The sequence below is a fragment of the Micromonospora sp. NPDC005553 genome (assembly GCF_042871765.1).
Taxonomy (GTDB): Bacteria; Actinomycetota; Actinomycetes; order Mycobacteriales; family Micromonosporaceae; genus Micromonospora.
The window spans coordinates 295,833-312,136 of the sequence record NZ_JBIAJD010000001.1; the positions used below are offsets into that span (position 1 = coordinate 295,833).

General features: G+C 71.0%; 15 protein-coding genes. 7 read left to right on the forward strand and 8 right to left on the reverse strand.

Features of this window, described 5'->3' with window-relative positions:
- The first annotated feature begins 34 nt into the window (after nucleotides 1-34).
- The 3 genes from modA to ACFYPG_RS01495 all read left to right on the forward strand — a co-directional run bounded on the left by modA (nucleotide 35) and on the right by ACFYPG_RS01495 (nucleotide 2,732).
- Entirely contained in the window at nucleotides 35-835 is an 801-nt protein-coding gene (gene modA / locus ACFYPG_RS01485) for a molybdate ABC transporter substrate-binding protein (protein WP_387350862.1), read from the forward strand.
- Between the two features lie 62 nt (nucleotides 836-897).
- Nucleotides 898-1,668: a molybdate ABC transporter permease subunit gene (modB, locus tag ACFYPG_RS01490; protein ID WP_387350864.1), complete on the forward strand. Its 771-nt coding sequence runs from the start codon at nucleotides 898-900 to the stop codon at nucleotides 1,666-1,668.
- The gene (locus tag ACFYPG_RS01495; protein ID WP_387349475.1) at nucleotides 1,665-2,732 is read left to right on the forward strand and encodes an ABC transporter ATP-binding protein; all 1,068 of its coding nucleotides are present in this window, start codon (nucleotides 1,665-1,667) and stop codon (nucleotides 2,730-2,732) included. The genes modB and ACFYPG_RS01495 overlap by 4 nt, the downstream gene beginning before the upstream one ends.
- Before the next feature lie 206 nt (nucleotides 2,733-2,938).
- On the opposite strand, the gene ACFYPG_RS01500 is transcribed toward ACFYPG_RS01495, so the two are convergent.
- From ACFYPG_RS01500 to ACFYPG_RS01515, 4 genes are all read right to left on the reverse strand, one after another.
- Nucleotides 2,939-3,352, reverse strand: coding sequence for a type II toxin-antitoxin system prevent-host-death family antitoxin (locus ACFYPG_RS01500; protein ID WP_355006775.1), 414 nt, complete (start codon nucleotides 3,350-3,352; stop codon nucleotides 2,939-2,941).
- A 29-nt stretch (nucleotides 3,353-3,381) separates the two neighbouring features.
- On the reverse strand, nucleotides 3,382-3,954 hold the full coding sequence (locus tag ACFYPG_RS01505) for a GNAT family N-acetyltransferase (protein ID WP_387350865.1): 573 nt from the start codon (nucleotides 3,952-3,954) through the stop codon (nucleotides 3,382-3,384).
- Between the two features lie 108 nt (nucleotides 3,955-4,062).
- Nucleotides 4,063-4,503 (reverse strand): hypothetical protein, encoded by a 441-nt coding sequence (locus tag ACFYPG_RS01510; protein ID WP_387349477.1) that lies wholly within the window; start codon nucleotides 4,501-4,503, stop codon nucleotides 4,063-4,065.
- A 33-nt stretch (nucleotides 4,504-4,536) separates the two neighbouring features.
- On the reverse strand, nucleotides 4,537-5,763 hold the full coding sequence (locus ACFYPG_RS01515) for a hypothetical protein (RefSeq protein ID WP_387349478.1): 1,227 nt from the start codon (nucleotides 5,761-5,763) through the stop codon (nucleotides 4,537-4,539).
- Nucleotides 5,764-5,929: 166 nt separating this feature from the next.
- Between ACFYPG_RS01515 and ACFYPG_RS01520 the strand changes: the two genes are divergently transcribed.
- Complete coding sequence (locus tag ACFYPG_RS01520) at nucleotides 5,930-7,489, forward strand: NAD(P)/FAD-dependent oxidoreductase (protein WP_387349480.1); 1,560 nt, start codon at nucleotides 5,930-5,932, stop codon at nucleotides 7,487-7,489.
- A gap of 37 nt (nucleotides 7,490-7,526) precedes the next feature.
- Here ACFYPG_RS01520 and ACFYPG_RS01525 read toward each other — a convergent pair whose 3' ends face one another.
- Both ACFYPG_RS01525 and ACFYPG_RS01530 read right to left on the reverse strand, forming a co-directional pair.
- Nucleotides 7,527-8,357, reverse strand: coding sequence for a hypothetical protein (locus tag ACFYPG_RS01525; RefSeq protein WP_387349482.1), 831 nt, complete (start codon nucleotides 8,355-8,357; stop codon nucleotides 7,527-7,529).
- A gap of 14 nt (nucleotides 8,358-8,371) precedes the next feature.
- Entirely contained in the window at nucleotides 8,372-9,097 is a 726-nt protein-coding gene (locus ACFYPG_RS01530) for a TetR/AcrR family transcriptional regulator (protein ID WP_387349483.1), read from the reverse strand.
- Nucleotides 9,098-9,119: 22 nt separating this feature from the next.
- On the opposite strand from ACFYPG_RS01530, the gene ACFYPG_RS01535 reads away from it, so the two are divergent.
- Nucleotides 9,120-10,247: an FAD-dependent oxidoreductase gene (locus ACFYPG_RS01535; protein WP_387349485.1), complete on the forward strand. Its 1,128-nt coding sequence runs from the start codon at nucleotides 9,120-9,122 to the stop codon at nucleotides 10,245-10,247.
- Nucleotides 10,248-10,329: 82 nt separating this feature from the next.
- Here the strand turns inward: ACFYPG_RS01535 and ACFYPG_RS01540 are convergent, their stop codons facing one another.
- Entirely contained in the window at nucleotides 10,330-11,175 is an 846-nt protein-coding gene (locus ACFYPG_RS01540; protein ID WP_355006768.1) for an SAM-dependent methyltransferase, read from the reverse strand.
- 233 nt (nucleotides 11,176-11,408) lie between these two features.
- Here ACFYPG_RS01540 and ACFYPG_RS01545 point away from each other — a divergent pair, with 233 nt between their 5' ends.
- Nucleotides 11,409-14,873 carry a ThuA domain-containing protein gene (locus ACFYPG_RS01545; protein WP_387349487.1) on the forward strand — a complete coding sequence of 1,155 codons (3,465 nt, stop codon included), beginning with the start codon at nucleotides 11,409-11,411 and terminating at the stop codon, nucleotides 14,871-14,873.
- Between the two features lie 105 nt (nucleotides 14,874-14,978).
- Here the strand turns inward: ACFYPG_RS01545 and ACFYPG_RS01550 are convergent, their stop codons facing one another.
- Nucleotides 14,979-15,434 carry a nuclear transport factor 2 family protein gene (locus ACFYPG_RS01550; protein WP_355006766.1) on the reverse strand — a complete coding sequence of 152 codons (456 nt, stop codon included), beginning with the start codon at nucleotides 15,432-15,434 and terminating at the stop codon, nucleotides 14,979-14,981.
- Nucleotides 15,435-15,631: 197 nt separating this feature from the next.
- Here ACFYPG_RS01550 and ACFYPG_RS01555 point away from each other — a divergent pair, with 197 nt between their 5' ends.
- On the forward strand, nucleotides 15,632-16,276 hold the full coding sequence (locus ACFYPG_RS01555) for an alpha/beta hydrolase (RefSeq protein ID WP_355006765.1): 645 nt from the start codon (nucleotides 15,632-15,634) through the stop codon (nucleotides 16,274-16,276).
- Nucleotides 16,277-16,304 lie beyond the last annotated feature (28 nt).

Genomic DNA, 16,304 nt, shown 5'->3' on the forward strand with positions numbered 1-16,304 from the left:
GGTCGCCCAGACGAAGGTGCAGACGGTCGCGACGATGCACGCGCGCACGGTTGCCCGGAGCAGGCGTACGGCGGTGGCTGTCCTGGTGGCGGGCCTGGCGCTGACCGGCTGCGGCGCGGGCGACGGCCGGGCAAACGGCGGCGGTGCTGGCGGGCGGGTGACCGGCCCGGTGACCGTGTTCGCGGCCGCCTCGCTGACCGAGTCGTTCACCCGCATCGGGAAGGACTTCGAGGCCGCCCACCCGGGCAGCCGCGTGACCCTCAACGTCGCCGGCAGTTCCGCCCTGGCCAACCAGATCGCCCAGGGCGCGCCGGCGGACGTGTTCGCCTCCGCCGCCCCGACGAACATGAGCACTGTCGTCGAGGCCGGCGACGCCGACGGCACGCCGAGCGTCTTCGCCCGCAACCAGTTGGTGATCGCGGTGCCCCGGGGCAACCCGAAGGCGGTGGCCAGCCTGGCCGACCTGAGCCGCCCGGGTGTGAAGGTGGCGCTCTGCGCCAGTCAGGTGCCCTGCGGCGCGGCGGCCCGCACCGCCCTGGACGCGGCCGGCGTCGCGCTGACGCCGGTCACCCTGGAACGGGACGTCAAGGGCGCGCTCGCCAAGGTGAAGCTCGGCGAGGTCGACGCGGCACTGGTCTACCGTACGGACACGCAGGCGGCGAGCGACGACGTGACAGGCGTGGAGTTTCCCGAGTCGGCGCGAGCGGTCAACGACTACCCGATCGTCGCGTTGAAGGACGCGCCGAATCCGAACGGCGCACGGGCCTTCGTCGCGTACGTCCGCTCGGCGCCGGCGCAGGCGGTCCTCGCCGACGCGGGGTTCCAGGCCCCGTGAGGCAGGTCCACGAGCACAACGCACCGAGCGGTCGCCCGGCCACGGCTCGACGGCGGGGTCGGATGCCGGCGGCGCTGCTGATCCCCGCCGGGCTGGGGTTGCTGTTCCTCGTTCTGCCGTTGGCGGGGCTGCTGATCCGGGCACCGTGGACGACCCTGCCGGAGCGGCTCGCCGCGCCGGGCGCGTTGACCGCCCTGCGGCTGTCGGTGCAGACCGCCACCCTGGCCACCGCGCTCTGTCTGCTGCTCGGGGTGCCGCTCGCCTGGGTGCTGGCCCGGGTCGAGTTCCCCGGCCGCCGGCTGGTACGCGCGCTGGTCACCGTGCCGCTGGTGCTGCCGCCGGTGGTGGGCGGGGTGGCGCTGTTGCTGGTCTTCGGCCGACGCGGCCTGCTCGGTGGCTGGCTCGACAGCACGTTCGGCATCACCCTGCCCTTCACGACCACGGGTGTCGTGCTGGCCGAGGCGTTCGTCGCCATGCCGTTCCTGGTGATCGCCGTGGAGGGTGCGCTGCGTGCCGCCGACCACCGCTTCGAGGAGGCCGCGGCGACGTTGGGCGCCAGCCGCTGGACCACCTTCACCCACGTCACGCTGCCGCTGGTGGCGCCCGGCCTGGCCGCCGGGGCGGTGCTCTGCTGGGCCCGGGCGCTCGGAGAGTTCGGTGCCACCATCACCTTCGCCGGCAACTACCCCGGTCGCACTCAGACCATGCCGCTCGCCGTCTACCTGGCGTTGGAGACGGACCTGGAGTCCGCGATCGTGCTCAGCCTGGTGCTGCTCGTCGTGTCGGTGGGCATCCTGGTGGCGCTGCGGGACCGCTGGATGACCACCGCATGAGCGACCCACTTCTCGACGCGCGGCTCGTCGTCGACCGGGGAGTCTTCCGGCTCGACGTGCCGCTGCGGGTTGCCCCGGGCGAGGTGGTGGCGTTGCTCGGCCCGAACGGGGCCGGGAAGACCACCGCGCTGCGGGCGCTGGCCGGGCTGCATCCCCTCACCGACGGGCACGTCACCCTCGACGACGTCGACCTGGACCGCCCGGCGACCGGGGCCTGGGTGCCCACCGAACGCCGGTCGATCGGGGTGGTCTTCCAGGACTACCTGCTGTTTCCGCACCTCAGCGCCTTGGACAATGTGGCCTTCGGACCGCGCCGGCACGGCGTCGAGCGGCGGGCCGCCCGCGCCACCGCCCGGGAGTGGCTGGGCCGGGTGGGGCTGGACGCGCAGGCGCAGCGCAAGCCGCGGCAGCTCTCCGGCGGTCAGGCGCAGCGGGTGGCGCTGGCCCGCGCGCTGGCCGTGGCACCGTCGCTGCTGCTGTTGGACGAGCCGCTCGCCGCGCTGGACGCCCGCACCCGGCTGGACACCCGCGCGGAGCTGCACCGGCACCTGTCGGCGCACGCGGGCGCGACGGTGCTGGTCACCCACGACCCGCTGGACGCGCTGGCGTTGGCCGACCGACTGGTCATCGTCGAGGGTGGCCGGGTGGTGCAGGAGGGCGACGGGCCGAGCGTCACCGCCCGCCCGCGTACCGACTACGTCGCCCGGCTGGTCGGGCTGAACCTGTACCGGGGCCGCGCCGACGGGCACGGGGTGCGGGTGTCGCCGGAACTGACGCTCACGGTCGCCGACCGGCTGGAAGGCGAAGCGTTCGTGGCGTTTCGCCCGGCCGCCGTGGCTCTGCACCCGGCCCGGCCGGACGGCAGCCCACGGAACACCTGGGCGGGCACGGTGGCCGGCGTCCAGCGCCACGGTGACAACGTGCGGGTGCAACTGGACGGACCGATCGGGGTGGCCGCCGACGTCACGCCGGCCGCCGCCGCCCAGTTACGGCTGATCCCCGGCCAGCGGGTCTGGGTGGCGGTCAAGGCGACCGAGACCCACGCGTACCCGGCCACGGGCTGACCCGACGCCGGCCACAGCGTCACCGGGTGGACCCGGCCGGCGCGTCCGTCGCCGCCGCCCGTGCCGCGCCGACCGCCGGTCGGCGCGGACGCCGACGGGCCTGCCCCGCCAACGCGGGACCCGTCAGCCGGCACGACACCGCCGCCCGCCCGGCGCGTCACCCGCCTCAGCGAAGGCGGCCAACGCGGTGCGGGCACGGACGCTGCTCAGCCGGCGAGCAGGTCGGCATGCGCGGCGCGCAGCCGGGCCAACGTCGGGTCGCTGCCCGGGACGACGCGGCTGTCCAGCTCGGCCCACGCCTCGGCCAGCGCCGCACGGACCGCGCCCAGCTCGGCGGCGTGGCGCTGTGTGCTGCGTCGGTGCTGCTCCTCGAGGCGGCGGGCCCAGCCGGCGGTGACCGTCGCGAGCCGGTCGGCGTCGGCACGGGCCTGGGCGGCACTGCGGGCGGCTGCGGCGGGGACGATCGCGGCGACCGGGCGGGGATCGCCGTCGCGGGTGACGACGGTGACCGCGTCGGTCAGCTCGGCCAGCGCGACGAGCTGGCTGAACCGGGTGCGCGCCTCACGCAGCGGCACGGAACGCGGCGGGTCGGAATGAGGGGTGAGCGCGGGGACGGCCATGGATGCATGGTGCCGCGCGGGTATGACAACTATTCGCGGTCGTCAGTGGACGGTGCGTAAAAGTCGGTCCACTCGTTCGCCAGCCCCGACCAGATTTCAATGTCGATCCGACCGTGCGGACCCGGGATGACCTGGCGCAACGTGCCGTCGAGGCGCAGGCCGAGCCGGTCGGCGAGGGCCTTGCTGCGGGTGTTGTCGGCGTTGGTACGCCACTCCACCCGATGGATGCCGCGCTCGCGCACCGCCCAGTCGACGATCCGGCGCACCGCCGGGGCGACCAGGCCCCTGCCCTGCGCCGCCGGCTCCACCCAGCAACCGACCTCGCAGACGCCCCGGGCCACGTCGAACGACACGAACATGACCCCACCGACGAGCGTGCCCCGCCACCACAGCCCCCAGATGCCACCGCTGTCGCTGGCCCAGAGGTCGGCGTACCGCTGCAACACCGCACGGGCCGACGGCAGGTCCGTGGCGACGAAGGACGGCGAGACCCAGGGTTGGATGTGCTCGCGGGCCCGTTCGAGGTGGGCGAGGAACTCCTCGGCTCGCCACGGGTTCAGCGGGCGCAGCTCGACGTCCTCGGTCAACGGCAGGGCGAACACCGGGCCTCCACTCAGTACGCTTCTCACGTCGGTAGCAGGCTCGCACAGGCACCCTGGCCGAAGCACGGCCGCCCTCCGCGCTCACCCCGGCAGGTACGTCCGCAGCGCTCACCCCGGCAGGTACGTCCGCAGCGCGGCGAACTGGGCCACGGTCAGGTAGGAGGGGTTGGCGGCCTGTGGCTGACGGAACACCTCCAGGGCGGCGAGCCGGTCATCGGCACGCAACAGCAGCCGGGAGATGCGGTCCTGTTCGGCGAGGATGGGCAGATCCAGCGGCACCGACCACGGCTGCCCCGGTGCGCCTGGCTCGGCCGCCCCGGTGACCTGCCCGACGCCCCACACCCCGTACGGCAGTCGGCCCCGGCTGCCGCTGGCCCAGAAGGCCACCGGCTGCCCGGCGCACATCAACCGCGCCCGGTAGCCGGGACGCACGCACCAGCTCGTCACCAGTGGCTTCCGGGCGAACCGGGCGGCGAGGTCGACCAGGTCCGCGTTGCCCTTGATCAGCCAGGCGCCCAGGTCGTCGAGGCGTACCCGTGGCTCGGTCATCCGCCTATCCTGCCCGGCCGCCGGCGGCCCCAATCAAATGATCATGTGGGTCCAGTAGCTGAGCCACAGCACGAACAGCGCGCCCTGCACCACCGCGAGCGTCGCGGTCAGCCACACGTCCACGCTGGCACGGCGGGCCCAGCGGGCCAGCACCAGCGCCACCGGGAAGGCGGCGAGCAGATAGCGCAGCAGGCTCTTGTACACCGGCGGGCCCATCGACAGCGGCACCAGCACCATGAGGACGCCGTACACCAGATAGGCCAGCTCCCGGCGGCGGAAACCGACGACCAGCACCGCGAGGACGGCCACGGCAAACCACACCCGAGCGGCGTCGCGCGGCTCCCCGGTCAACCCGTCGAGCAGCACCGGGAAGGGGTTCTGCACCTCGATTCCCCATCCGGTCGCTTGGGCGTGCTGGTAGGCGAGCCAGTCCCCGCCCCGCCACCGGCAGTACGCCATGAAGGTGAACCACCCGGCGGGTAACAGCAGCAACGGCCAGCCGATCCGGAGGTAGCCGAGCAGGGCGCGCGGCCCGAGCCGCCAGTCGTGCTGCCGGAGCAGCACCAGGGCCAGCGGCAGCGCCACGAGCAGGCCGACGGAACGGCTCATCGCCAGGAAGTAGCCGATCACACCGACCAGCAGCCACCGCCGTCGCTCGGCGTAGAAGAAGGTGGCCAACGCGAGGCAGACGAAGAGCGACTCGGTGAGCGCGGCCTGGAACAGGAACGCGGTCGGCAGCAGCACCAGGTACCGGATGAACCGGCGGGCCGCGTACGCGTCGCCGAGCAGCAGCTCCGCCAGCCGGTGGCCGTACCAGAGCGCCAGCAGGAACGCGACGTTGCTGATCAGCAACAGGGCCAGCGCGGTGTCGCCGCCGAGCACCGCGCCGACCGGCCGGGCCAGGAACGGGTACAGCAGCGGAAAGCCGAAGTCTCGCCACGGCCCGGTCAGCGGCAGCTCGCTCAGCCGCAGGTAGAGCAGCGAGTCCCAGGCGAACCAGAAGGAGATCCACCGGTGCCCGGAGATGTCCCGCTGCTGCGCCCACATCAACGCCTCGTCCGGCGGCGGGGCCCCGGGGACGCCGTCCCAGGCGTGCAGGACCAGGAGCCCGAGCACTGTGAGCAGCAGCTTCGCGCCGAGGAACAAGCCGATGACGTACGGCCAGGGCGCCGGCACCCGGCGGGCCAGGCGCGCTGCGCCGCGACCGGTCGCGACCGCCCGCGCGGCCAGCGTCGCCGCGCCGCTGCGCCACCGGTCCATCCGCCCGCTCCCCCGCTCCCCCGGCGCGCGGGGAGGTCGCTCTTCTCGTGGTACGCCACCGCCTGCCCCGCCGAAGCGAGGACCGGCTACCACTAAGTGTGACATTCTGCGCGTAACGGGTGGACGCCGCGCCTCAACCATGGCGGTGAACAGGGAGCGCGTCAGCATGAGCGAGCAGAACGGCACGGTGGTCATCGGTGCGGGGCCGGCCGGGCTCACCGCGGCGTACGAGCTGCTCCGGCACGGCCGGTCGGTTCAGGTCTTCGAGGCCGACGAGGTGGTCGGCGGGATCAGTCGGACCGTGGAGCGCGACGGGTGGCGGTTCGACATCGGCGGGCACCGGTTCTTCACCAAGGTGCCGCGGGTGGAGGCGTTCTGGCACGAGATCCTGCCGGACGAGGACTTCCTGACCCGGCCCCGGATGAGCCGCATCTTCTACCGGGGCGCCCTGTTCAACTACCCGCTCAGCGCCGTGAACGCGCTGCGCAACCTGGGTCTGCCCGAGGCCGTCCGCTGCCTCGGCTCGTACGCCCGCGCCCGGCTGCGGCCACCACGGGACCAGTCGCACTTCGAGGGCTGGGTGTCGGCCCGGTTCGGCTGGCGGCTGTACTCGATCTTCTTCAAGACGTACACCGAAAAGGTCTGGGGTATGCCGGCGGACCGGTTGCAGGCCGACTGGGCGGCGCAGCGGATCAAAAACCTGTCGCTGGCCACCGCGATCCGCAACGCGCTGCTGCCCCGGCGTTGGCGCACTGACGTGACCAGCCTGATCGAGGAGTTCCAGTACCCGAAGTACGGGCCCGGAATGATGTGGGAGCGCTGCGCCGAGCAGGTCCGCCAGCGGGGCGGGCACGTGTGGACGGGCAGTTGGGTCACCGCCGTGCACCGCGACCCGGCCCGTCGACGGGCGATCAGCGTGACGGTCAACGGCGCGGGCGGGCAGCGTACCGAAGCCGCCGACCACGTGATCTCGTCCATGCCGATCTCGGAGCTGGTGGCCGTGCTGCACCCGCCGGCGCCGCCGGAGGTGCTGGCCTGCGCGGCCGACCTGCGCTACCGCGACTTCCTGACTGTCGCCCTTGTCGTGCCGGCGGAGTTCTCGTTCCCTGACAACTGGATCTACGTGCACGACCCGGGGGTGCGGGTCGGTCGGATCCAGAACTTCGGCTCCTGGTCGCCGTACCTCGTCAAGGACGGTCGTACCTGCCTTGGCCTGGAGTACTTCGTGTTCGAGGACGACGAGATGTGGCGTACCCCGGATGCCGACCTGGTGGCCCTCGCCACCGCGGAGCTGGAGCGGTTGGGGTTGGTCCGACCCGGCGTGGTGGAGGCGGGCTACGTCGTGCGCATGCCCAAGGCCTACCCGGTGTACGACGAGCGCTACCAGCACAACGTGGACGTGATCAGGGCCTGGCTGACCGAGGCGGTGCCGAACGTGCACCCGGTGGGCCGCAACGGCATGCACCGCTACAACAACCAGGACCACTCGATGCTGACCGCGATGCTCACCGCCGAGAACATCGCCACCGGCAGTACGCACGACGTCTGGTCGGTGAACGTGGAGCAGGACTACCACGAGGAGTCCTGCGGCGGCGAAGGCCGACGGGGCACCGGCCGGGACGCGCCGGTGGTGCCCAGCCGGATCGTCGCGACGTCGATCAGCGCGCCCGAGGGTGTCGCTGCCGCGGGGAGCGGTGATCGGCCGACGCAGGTGCCGCTGGGCTGACGGCCTGCACCGATCGATGTGTGCGAACGACGCCGGTCTAGGCCGATTCTGTGCGCGGCAGGTGCGTGCAGTGGGCCACCGTGGCGTCGTCCGGGGCCTGAGCATCGGGGCCGCTGCCGGCCTGGGCTTCGACCTGCCGGACGCGACGGATGAGGCCGGCTGGTCCGTTGTTGGCGAGCAACTCCAGAACGCCAACCCAGTCGGTAAGGCCGTACGAGGTGACGATGCGACTCGCACCATTGCTGAGCAGCGCGACGCCGGCCAGGTCAGCGAGGAGCCGACTGCCGGTAACCGCCTCCCGCGCCGCGCGCGGATCGTCCTTGGCGAGCCAGTAGCCGCCCAGCTGGTTCCGGCGGGCCCGCAGCGTCGTGACGCACGATGCGCGGATGCGGTCGTACTCCGGCGTTCCTGACGTGACGCCCTCAAGGGGCGCTGAGCACTCGCGCCTGGCGATCACCTCGCGTCCGTCGGTGATGACCTGCGGTCCACCGTCGACCTGGTCGAGGACGAGGAAGGAGTCCGCGAGCAGGAGCCAGTCCAAGCGGCCCTGGCGGGCGCGGACCATCGCGACGGTGGCCTGCGGGCTGCTGGGGTCCGCGATGTCGCAGGTGTCGCCGTGCTCGGCGGCGATCGCACCGATGGCGGTGGCGAGGATCGCGGCGAGATCTGGTTCGTCGCCGCGCGACAGGTGGCCGAGCAGCGCGCCGCCGAGGCGGTGCGTGTACCAGGCGACGCCGTGGGAGCACAGCGACTCGGCTCCTAAAATGCCGGCGCCGTCGAGCAGGACGACAGCGCCGGGAACCGCACCGACGAAGTCCTCGTTCGGTCGATCGGTACTGCCGGCGCTCGTGGCCAGGCTGACGTCCACTCGTGGGGCTCCGATCACGTCGAGTGATGGCGGGTGATTCCGTCCAGGATGGTGGTGAGGTTGTGGTTGAAGGTTTCCTCGGCGTTGAGGTGGGCGCCGTCGATGACGAGCCGGGCCACCGTGGGGTACCTGCCGGTTTCCAACATGCGCGTGAGGTAGGGGCCGAGGCTGGCCTGGAAGGCAGCCTCATCGGTGCCGGTGGAACGTGCGGTGCGGCGTTCGGTGACCTCTCTGCGGACCGATCCGACGATGAAGGCGTTGAGGGCGCCCACGGCCCGCTGGAGATCGTCGATGTCGCGCACGGCGGGGGCCGCACTGAGCGCGGAGGCGGTCGCTTCGCCCACGGCGAGCGCGTGTGGTCCCAGGTGTGGCCGTCCGCCGAGCACGTCGGCGAACCACTCGTGGTCAAGGGCGGCGGCGCGGGTCGCGTGGGCGATGGCCAGCACCGTGTCGCGCCACCCCGATTGCCGGCCCACCTCGGCGATCCGGGCGTAGACGACGTCGACCATGAGATCGAGTAGCTCCGACTTGTTGATCACATAGTCGTAGAGCCGCATCGGACCGACACCGAGCTCTTTGGCGATCTTGCGTAGTGACAGCCCGTCGAGGCCGTGCGCGTCGGCAAGCCCGATCGCCGTAGCGGCGATCTTCTCGCGGCTCAACGGCACCGGCACCGCCCGCGGCTGAGGTTCGGGCCGCTCCCAGACAGGCAGCGGCCCACTACCGTACGGTGTATCCACAAATACAGTGTACGGTAGTGCCGTGAGAACGCGAATTGCGATCGCCGGTGGCGGACTCGGCGGTTTGACACTGGCTCGGATCCTGCACCGACACGGCATCGACGCGGTGGTGTACGACCGGGAGGCGAGCCGATCCGCGCGACCTCAGGGCGGCACCCTCGATCTACACCCGGAGTCCGGGCAACTAGCCCTGGCCGAGGCGGGTCTGGCCGACCGGTTCCGGTCGGAGGCGCGGCCCGAGGGCGAGGAACATCGCATCCTCGACCCGACCGGACGCACCCTGGTGCACCACGTGCCACAACCTGGCTCATTCTCCGGACGTCCCGAGATCGACCGGGGCGTACTACGTGATCTCCTGCTCGACTCCCTCCCCGACGACACGGTTGCCTGGCGGCACCGGCTCGTCGCGGCGACCCCACGACCCGCCGAGGGCTGGGACCTGACGTTCCACGACGGTCAACGAGCCACCTGCGACATCCTCATCGGCGCGGACGGCGCGCGCTCGGTCGTCCGGCCGCTGCTGACCGACGTCGAACTGTCCTACGTGGCAACTCTCGTGCAGCTGAGCGTCACAGACGTCGACCGGCGGCATCCCGATCTCGCCGAGCTGGTCGGCCCCGGGAACCTGTGGTGTATCGGCGTGAACCAGATCCTGGCAGCGCAACGCCTCGGCGACGGCAGCCTCCAGGTCGGGATCTCGCTGCGCGCGGAGGACCAGCCGCTCGACACGTACCGCAGCAAGCAAACCCTGCTGGATATCTTCGCCGGCTGGGCCCCCCGCCTCACCGCACTCATCGAGGCCGCGGACGGCCCGCCGACGCCACGCCGGATCGAGGCGATGCCCGCCGATACGCGCTGGACCAGCCGGCCGGACGTCACCCTCATCGGTGACGCCGCGCACCTCATGCCACCGGTCGGCGAGGGCGCCAACCAGGCAATGCTCGACGCCGCAGAACTCGCCGGCCAGTTCGCCGCCAACCCCGCCGACCCGAATGCGGCGATTCGTGCGTACGAAGAGTCGATGTTCAGCAGGATTCGCCCAATCGCCGAGATGTCCGCACGAGTCCAGGCGATGATGCTGTCCCCCACCGCGGCGGAAGACATCGTTCGCTTCTTCACCCGACCGGCGGAGCCCGCGCGCGCGGAATGACATCTCGCGATGCGGCCTGGGATCCTCACACGCACGGCGTGACCACGCACCCAGTGCGGCTCGGGCACCGTGGCACGGTCGGTCAGGGCTTGCGGGCCACCGCGCCGTAGATGGAGGCGTCGGCCAGGGGCGGACGCCGCTCCGGTGGCACCTCCGGCCGCCACTCCGTGACCGGCACGATGCCGGGCTCGGCCAGCTCCAGACCGGTGAAGAAGCGGGCGAACTCGGCGCGGTCGCGGGGTACTGCGTCCTGCTTCATCCGGCCGGAGGCGAACTCGGCGTACATCCGCTCGACGATCTCGGTGGGGATGTGGTCGGTGGTGAAGTGGGTCAGCGCGAGCCAACTGCCTGACGGCAGCGCGTCGAGCAGCCGGGCGACGTGCTCGTGTGGGCGGTCGTCGTCGGTCAGGAAGTGCGTCACGGCGATCAGCACCAGGCCCACCGGCTGGGACAGGTCCAGTGTGGTGCGCAGCTGCGGGTCGGCGAGGATCTTGTCCGGGTCACGCAGGTCGGCGTCCAGGTAGGCGGTGGCTCCGGCCGGGCCGCTGGTCAGCAGCGCTCGGGCGTGGACCAGCACCATCGGGTCGTTGTCGACGTAGACCACCCGGGAGTCGGGGGCGACGGACTGGGCAACCTCATGGGTGTTGTCAGCGCTCGGGATGCCGGTGCCCACGTCGAGGAACTGCCGGACGCCGACCTCCTCGGCGAGGAACCGGACCGCCCGGCCGAGGAAGGCCCGGTTCTCCCGGGCGAGCGTGCGGACCCCTGGGTAGACAGCCGCGATCTGGTCGCCGGACTCCCGGTCGACGGCGAAGTTGTCCTTGCCACCGAGCCAGTAGTTGTAGCGGCGAGCCGGATGCACGGTCGTGGTGTCGATCCGGTCAGCACCCCGGCCCTCGGGCAATTCCGACGTGGACGACACCGTCACGAGACCTCCCCAGGTCGACGGGACACACCGCATCCATGGCGTCACCGGACGTGCCCAGAGGGACATCGTAAGCCGTACCCATGGGCCTGCGGGGCCCTCGGTGCGCGGACGCCGCAGGGGCGGGAAACCGCTTACCAGAGGGCTATTGACGGTCGTCACTGGCTGTCAGTACCGTGATGCGGGCAGCGAGAAAGCGCTTTCCGACCCCTCACCGTCCGACAGGGAGCGCCCCCATGCCCCGACACCTCCGTGCGTTCTGCCTGATCCTGCTCGCCATCGCCACAGTGGTGAGCACCACCACCGCCCTGCCCGCCGAGGCCGCCCCGCGCTTCCGGGTGCTGGTCTTCTCCAAGATCACCAACTTCTACCACGACTCGATCCCGGCCGGCATCGCCGCGATCCAACAGCTCGGCGCCGCCCACAACTTCGAGGTCGTCGCCACCACCGACTCGGCGGCCTTCACCGATGCCAACCTCGCCACCTTCGACGCTCTCGTGTTCAACAACACCAACAGCCTGCCGACCTCGGGCGACCTGCTCAACGCCAGCCAGCGGGCCGCGTTGCAGACGTTCATCCGCAACGGCGGTGGTTGGGCCGGCCTGCACGCCGCCTCCGCCAGCGAACGCGACTGGCAGTGGTACGAGGGCCTGGTCGGCACGATCTTCGACTACCACCCCGACTTCTCGTCCACCGGCGGCACCTTCCCCGGCCGGGTCAAGGTGCTCGACCGGGCGCACCCCTCCACGCGCAACCTGCCGGAGCTCTGGGAGCAGAGCGAGGAGTGGTACAACTGGCGGACCAACCCGACCGGCAACGTGCACACCCTCGCCCAGATCAAGGTGCGCGACGGGATCAACGGCCTGGACGAGGGCGTCGACCACGCGTACTCCTGGTGTCAGCCCTACGACGGCGGCCGGTCCTGGTTCACCGCCGGTGGGCACGCCAGCTCGCAGTTCAGCAGCGCGACCTTCCTGGAGCACCTGCGCTACGGCATCGAGTGGGCGGCCGGCGCGGTCGCCGGTGACTGCTCGGCCACCAAGACCAGCAACTTCGAACGGGTGGGGCTGGTCACCGAGAACCTGGCCGACCCGTTCGAGCTGGCCGTCGGCCCGGACCGGAAGGTCTACTACATCCAACGCACCGGCGCGCTGAAGGTGGTCAACTCCGACACCCTGCAGGTCACCACGCTGCTGGACTTCGCGTACACCTCGGCGATGACCGACCAGTCCGACGGGCTGCTCGGGATGACCCTGGACCGCAACTTCGCCAGCAACGGCTGGATCTACCTGCTCTGGTCGGACAAGACCCTCAAACAGCTCAACCTGTCCCGGTTCACGGTAGCCAACAACAGCGTCGCTCTCTCCTCGGAGAAACGTCTGCTGACCGTCCCCACCTATCGGGGAGAGGGCCGGGCCAACTCGCACATGGGCGGGTCGCTGGCAATGGACACGGCCGGACGGCTCTACGCGGCGATCGGTGACAACACCGACCCCTTCGCCTCCAGCGGCTACACCCCGGTCGACGAACGCTCCGGCCGCGCCGCCTGGGACGCCCAGGGCACCGCCGGCAACACCAACGACCTACGCGGCAAGATCCTGCGGATCACCCCACAATCCGACGGTACGTACACAGTGCCCAGCGGCAACCTCTTCCCGGCCGGCACCGCGAGGACCCGGCCGGAGATCTACGCGATGGGCATGCGCAACCCGTTCCGGATCACCGTCGAGCCGCAGACCAACGCGGTGCTGGTGGCCGACTACGGTCCGGACGCCCGCGCCGCCGACCCCAACCGCGGCCCGGAGGGGACTGTCGAGTTCAACCGGATCACCAGCGCCGGCAACTTCGGTTGGCCGTACTGCGTGGGCAACAACATCCCGTTCAACGACTACAACTTCGCCACCAACACCTCGGGGGCGAAGTTCAACTGCGCCGCGCCGGTGAACAACTCACCCAACAACACCGGCCTGACCACCCTGCCGGCGGCGAAGTCCGCGCTGGTCTGGTACGCGTACTCCGCCTCGACCCAGTTCCCGGAGCTGGGCACCGGTGGTGGCGGGCCGATGAGCGGCCCGGTCTACGACTACGACCCGACCAACACCCGCACCACGAAGTTCCCCGAGTACTTCGAGGGCAAGTGGATCACCTATGAGCTGACCCGCAGGTGGTTCAAGACGCTGTCGATCCACAAGACGGCGCAGACCTTCAGCAACGCGCGCTTCGGCCCGACCGCCGTTGGTGACCTCCAGTCCATCAACGGGATCTTCGACAACATGAGCTGGATCCAGCCCTTCGAGGCGGAGTTCGGCCCGGACGGTTCGCTCTACGTCATCGACTTCGGCGAGGGCACCGGCAGCGGTCGCGGCGGCAGCAACGCCGGCGCGGGCATCTACCGGATCGACTACGTCGCCAACGGGCGGCCACCGACCGCGAAGATCGCCGCCAGCCCGGACAGCGGACGTACGCCGCTCGCTGTCAGCTTCTCCTCGGCCGGCACGACAGCGGGTGACGGCACGGCGCTCAGCTACGCCTGGGACTTCACCAACGACGGCAGCACCGACTCCACCGCCGCCAACCCGAGCCACACCTACTCGACAGCCGGAAAGCACACCGCCCGGCTGACAGTGCGCAACAGCGGCAACGGGTTGACCGCCACCGCGGTCACCGACGTGGTGGTCGGCAACACCCGGCCGACGGTGACCATCACCGTGCCCGACGGCGGGTTCTTCGACTTCGGTGACAAGATCCCGTACACGGTGACGGTCACCGACCCGGAGGAGACCACCATCGACTGCGCCAAGGTGACGGTGCAGACGCAGCTCGGCCACGACTCGCACGCCCACCCGCTGGACGTCTACACCGGCTGCTCCGGGCTGCTCGCCACCGAGGCGGACGCCGGTGACGGCCACGGGCCGGGGCAGAACCTCTACACCTTGATCACCGCGCAGTACACCGACGGCGGCGCGGCCGGCGGCGTACCGGCCCTGACCGGCTCGACCCGCGTGCAGTTGCAGCCCAAGAGCAAGGAGGCCGAGCACTTCAGCGCCCAGTCCGGCGTCACTGTCAACGACCGGGCCACCGCCCGCGCCGGCAAGCGGCTCGGCGAGGTCGACCACAACGACTGGGTGGCGTTCGGGCCGGCGGACCTGCGCAACGTCGGCTCGGTGACGCTCGGGGTGACCAACGGCGGGCTCGGCGGCACCATCGAACTGCGCACCGGCTCGCCCACCGGCACGCTGATCGGCGCGGCCACCATCGGCTCCACCGGCGGGTGGGACAACCTGGTCTCCCCCACCGTCACGCTGACCAACAAGCCCACCGGCACGACCACCCTGTACGCGAAGTTCGTCAACGCCGCCCAGGTCGGTGGCACACCGGACCTGATGGCCCTGGACTGGCTGCGGTTCAACGGCGCCGGGGTCAAACAGGAACCGGGCGGGACGTTGTCGCTGGGCGCCAGCCCGACCGGCGGCGCCGCGCCGCTGACCACCACGCTCACCGCCACGGCGACGGCGCCGTCCGGGCAGAGCATCACCGACTACGCGTGGGACTTCGGCGACAACAGCGCCATCACGCACGGAGCGACACTACGGTCGACGGCGCACAGCTACCCCCGCAAGGGGACCTTCACCGCCCGGGTGACTGTCACCTACACCAGCGGGGAGACCCGCTCGCTCAACCTGACCATCACGGTCAGCTGACCCCCGGTCGCCGGCGGGCGGGAGCGTCCCGCCCGCCGGCGCCACCAAGCAGGCCTCGCTCGCCGTGCCGGTCATCGGCCGGCCGATTCCAGGGCTGATCGCCGGTTACGCCCTCGATGGAGGTGTTTCTTGCGGACGCAGTGCGGTCAGAAGACTGTCGATTTGACCCCAGGCCCGCGCGCTGGCGATCGGGTCGATGTAATCCCTGGACTCGATGATGAGCCCGTCGCGGATACGCATCACGAAGACGCAGGGCACCGTGAACGCCTCACCCGTCTCGGCCACCTGCCCCTGATATGCGAACTCGGCGACAATCACCTCCGGGTCCACAGTCTCGTGAACTGTCACGTCGACTGGCTTACGGACCAGCGTCCGGGCGACCGGAGGCGGCGAGGTGAAGTGCTCGTGCAGCTCGTTGCGGCTCCGCAGCGGCGGCGGGTTGAGCGGGTGGAACGGATGCGTCACATGGGTCTGTTCGGCGTACAGGTCGGCCAGGTCGTCGTACGGACCGTCGCAGACACCGTTCACCAGTCGGAGGAACGTTTCACGTGGGCTACTCATGCCGGGCTTCCTTCGCAATCGGTAGCTGTCACCTGGGCCACGCCGAGACCTACCTCCGGGGCGGCTGGTACCCCAACGACGGCACCCTACTGACCTCAGCCTCGATCTGACTGTCCCGAAGCGCTTTCCTCGCCCCGTATCCACTGCATCGGCACCGACGGAGGCACGTGTCGTACCTGTGTGTGAGGCTACGAGGCATGGCGACTTTCGTTCTGATCCACGGTGGTGGGGGCAGCGCCTGGGACTGGCATCTCCTTGTCCCCGAGCTGACCAGCCGGGGCCACGACGTGGTGGTTCCGGAACTGCCGATCGAGGACACATCCGCAGGGTTCGCCGAGTTCTGCCGGACTGTCGTCGACGCGATCGGCGACCGGAGTGACCTCGTGGTCGTCGGGCACTCGTACGGTGCGTTCACCGCGCCGCTCATTGCCGACAAGCTGCCGGTACGGCTGCTCGTCCTGCTCACACCGATGGTCCCCAGACCTGGCGAGAGGCCCGGTGACTGGTGGGCAAACACCGGTTACCGCAGCGACGAAGGGCTCACTGAGGAGGAGCAGTTCTTCAACGGTGTCCCGGCCGAGATCATCGCGGAGGCAGAATCACACAGCCGGGGCCAGGTCAGCGCGGAGGGCGACGAGCCGTGGCCCCTGGACGCCTGGCCGGACGTGCCGACGACGGTGCTCCTCGCACGCGAGGACCGGTTCTTCCCGGCGGACTTCCAGCGCCGGGTTGCCGCCGACCGACTCGGCGTCGTTCCGGACGAGATTGACGGCTGCCACTGCGTTCCGCTCAGCCACCCGAAGCAACTCGCCGACCGCCTGACCGCGTACCCGCTGACCTGAAGGCGTGACGACGGTGGGGCGGTGCACG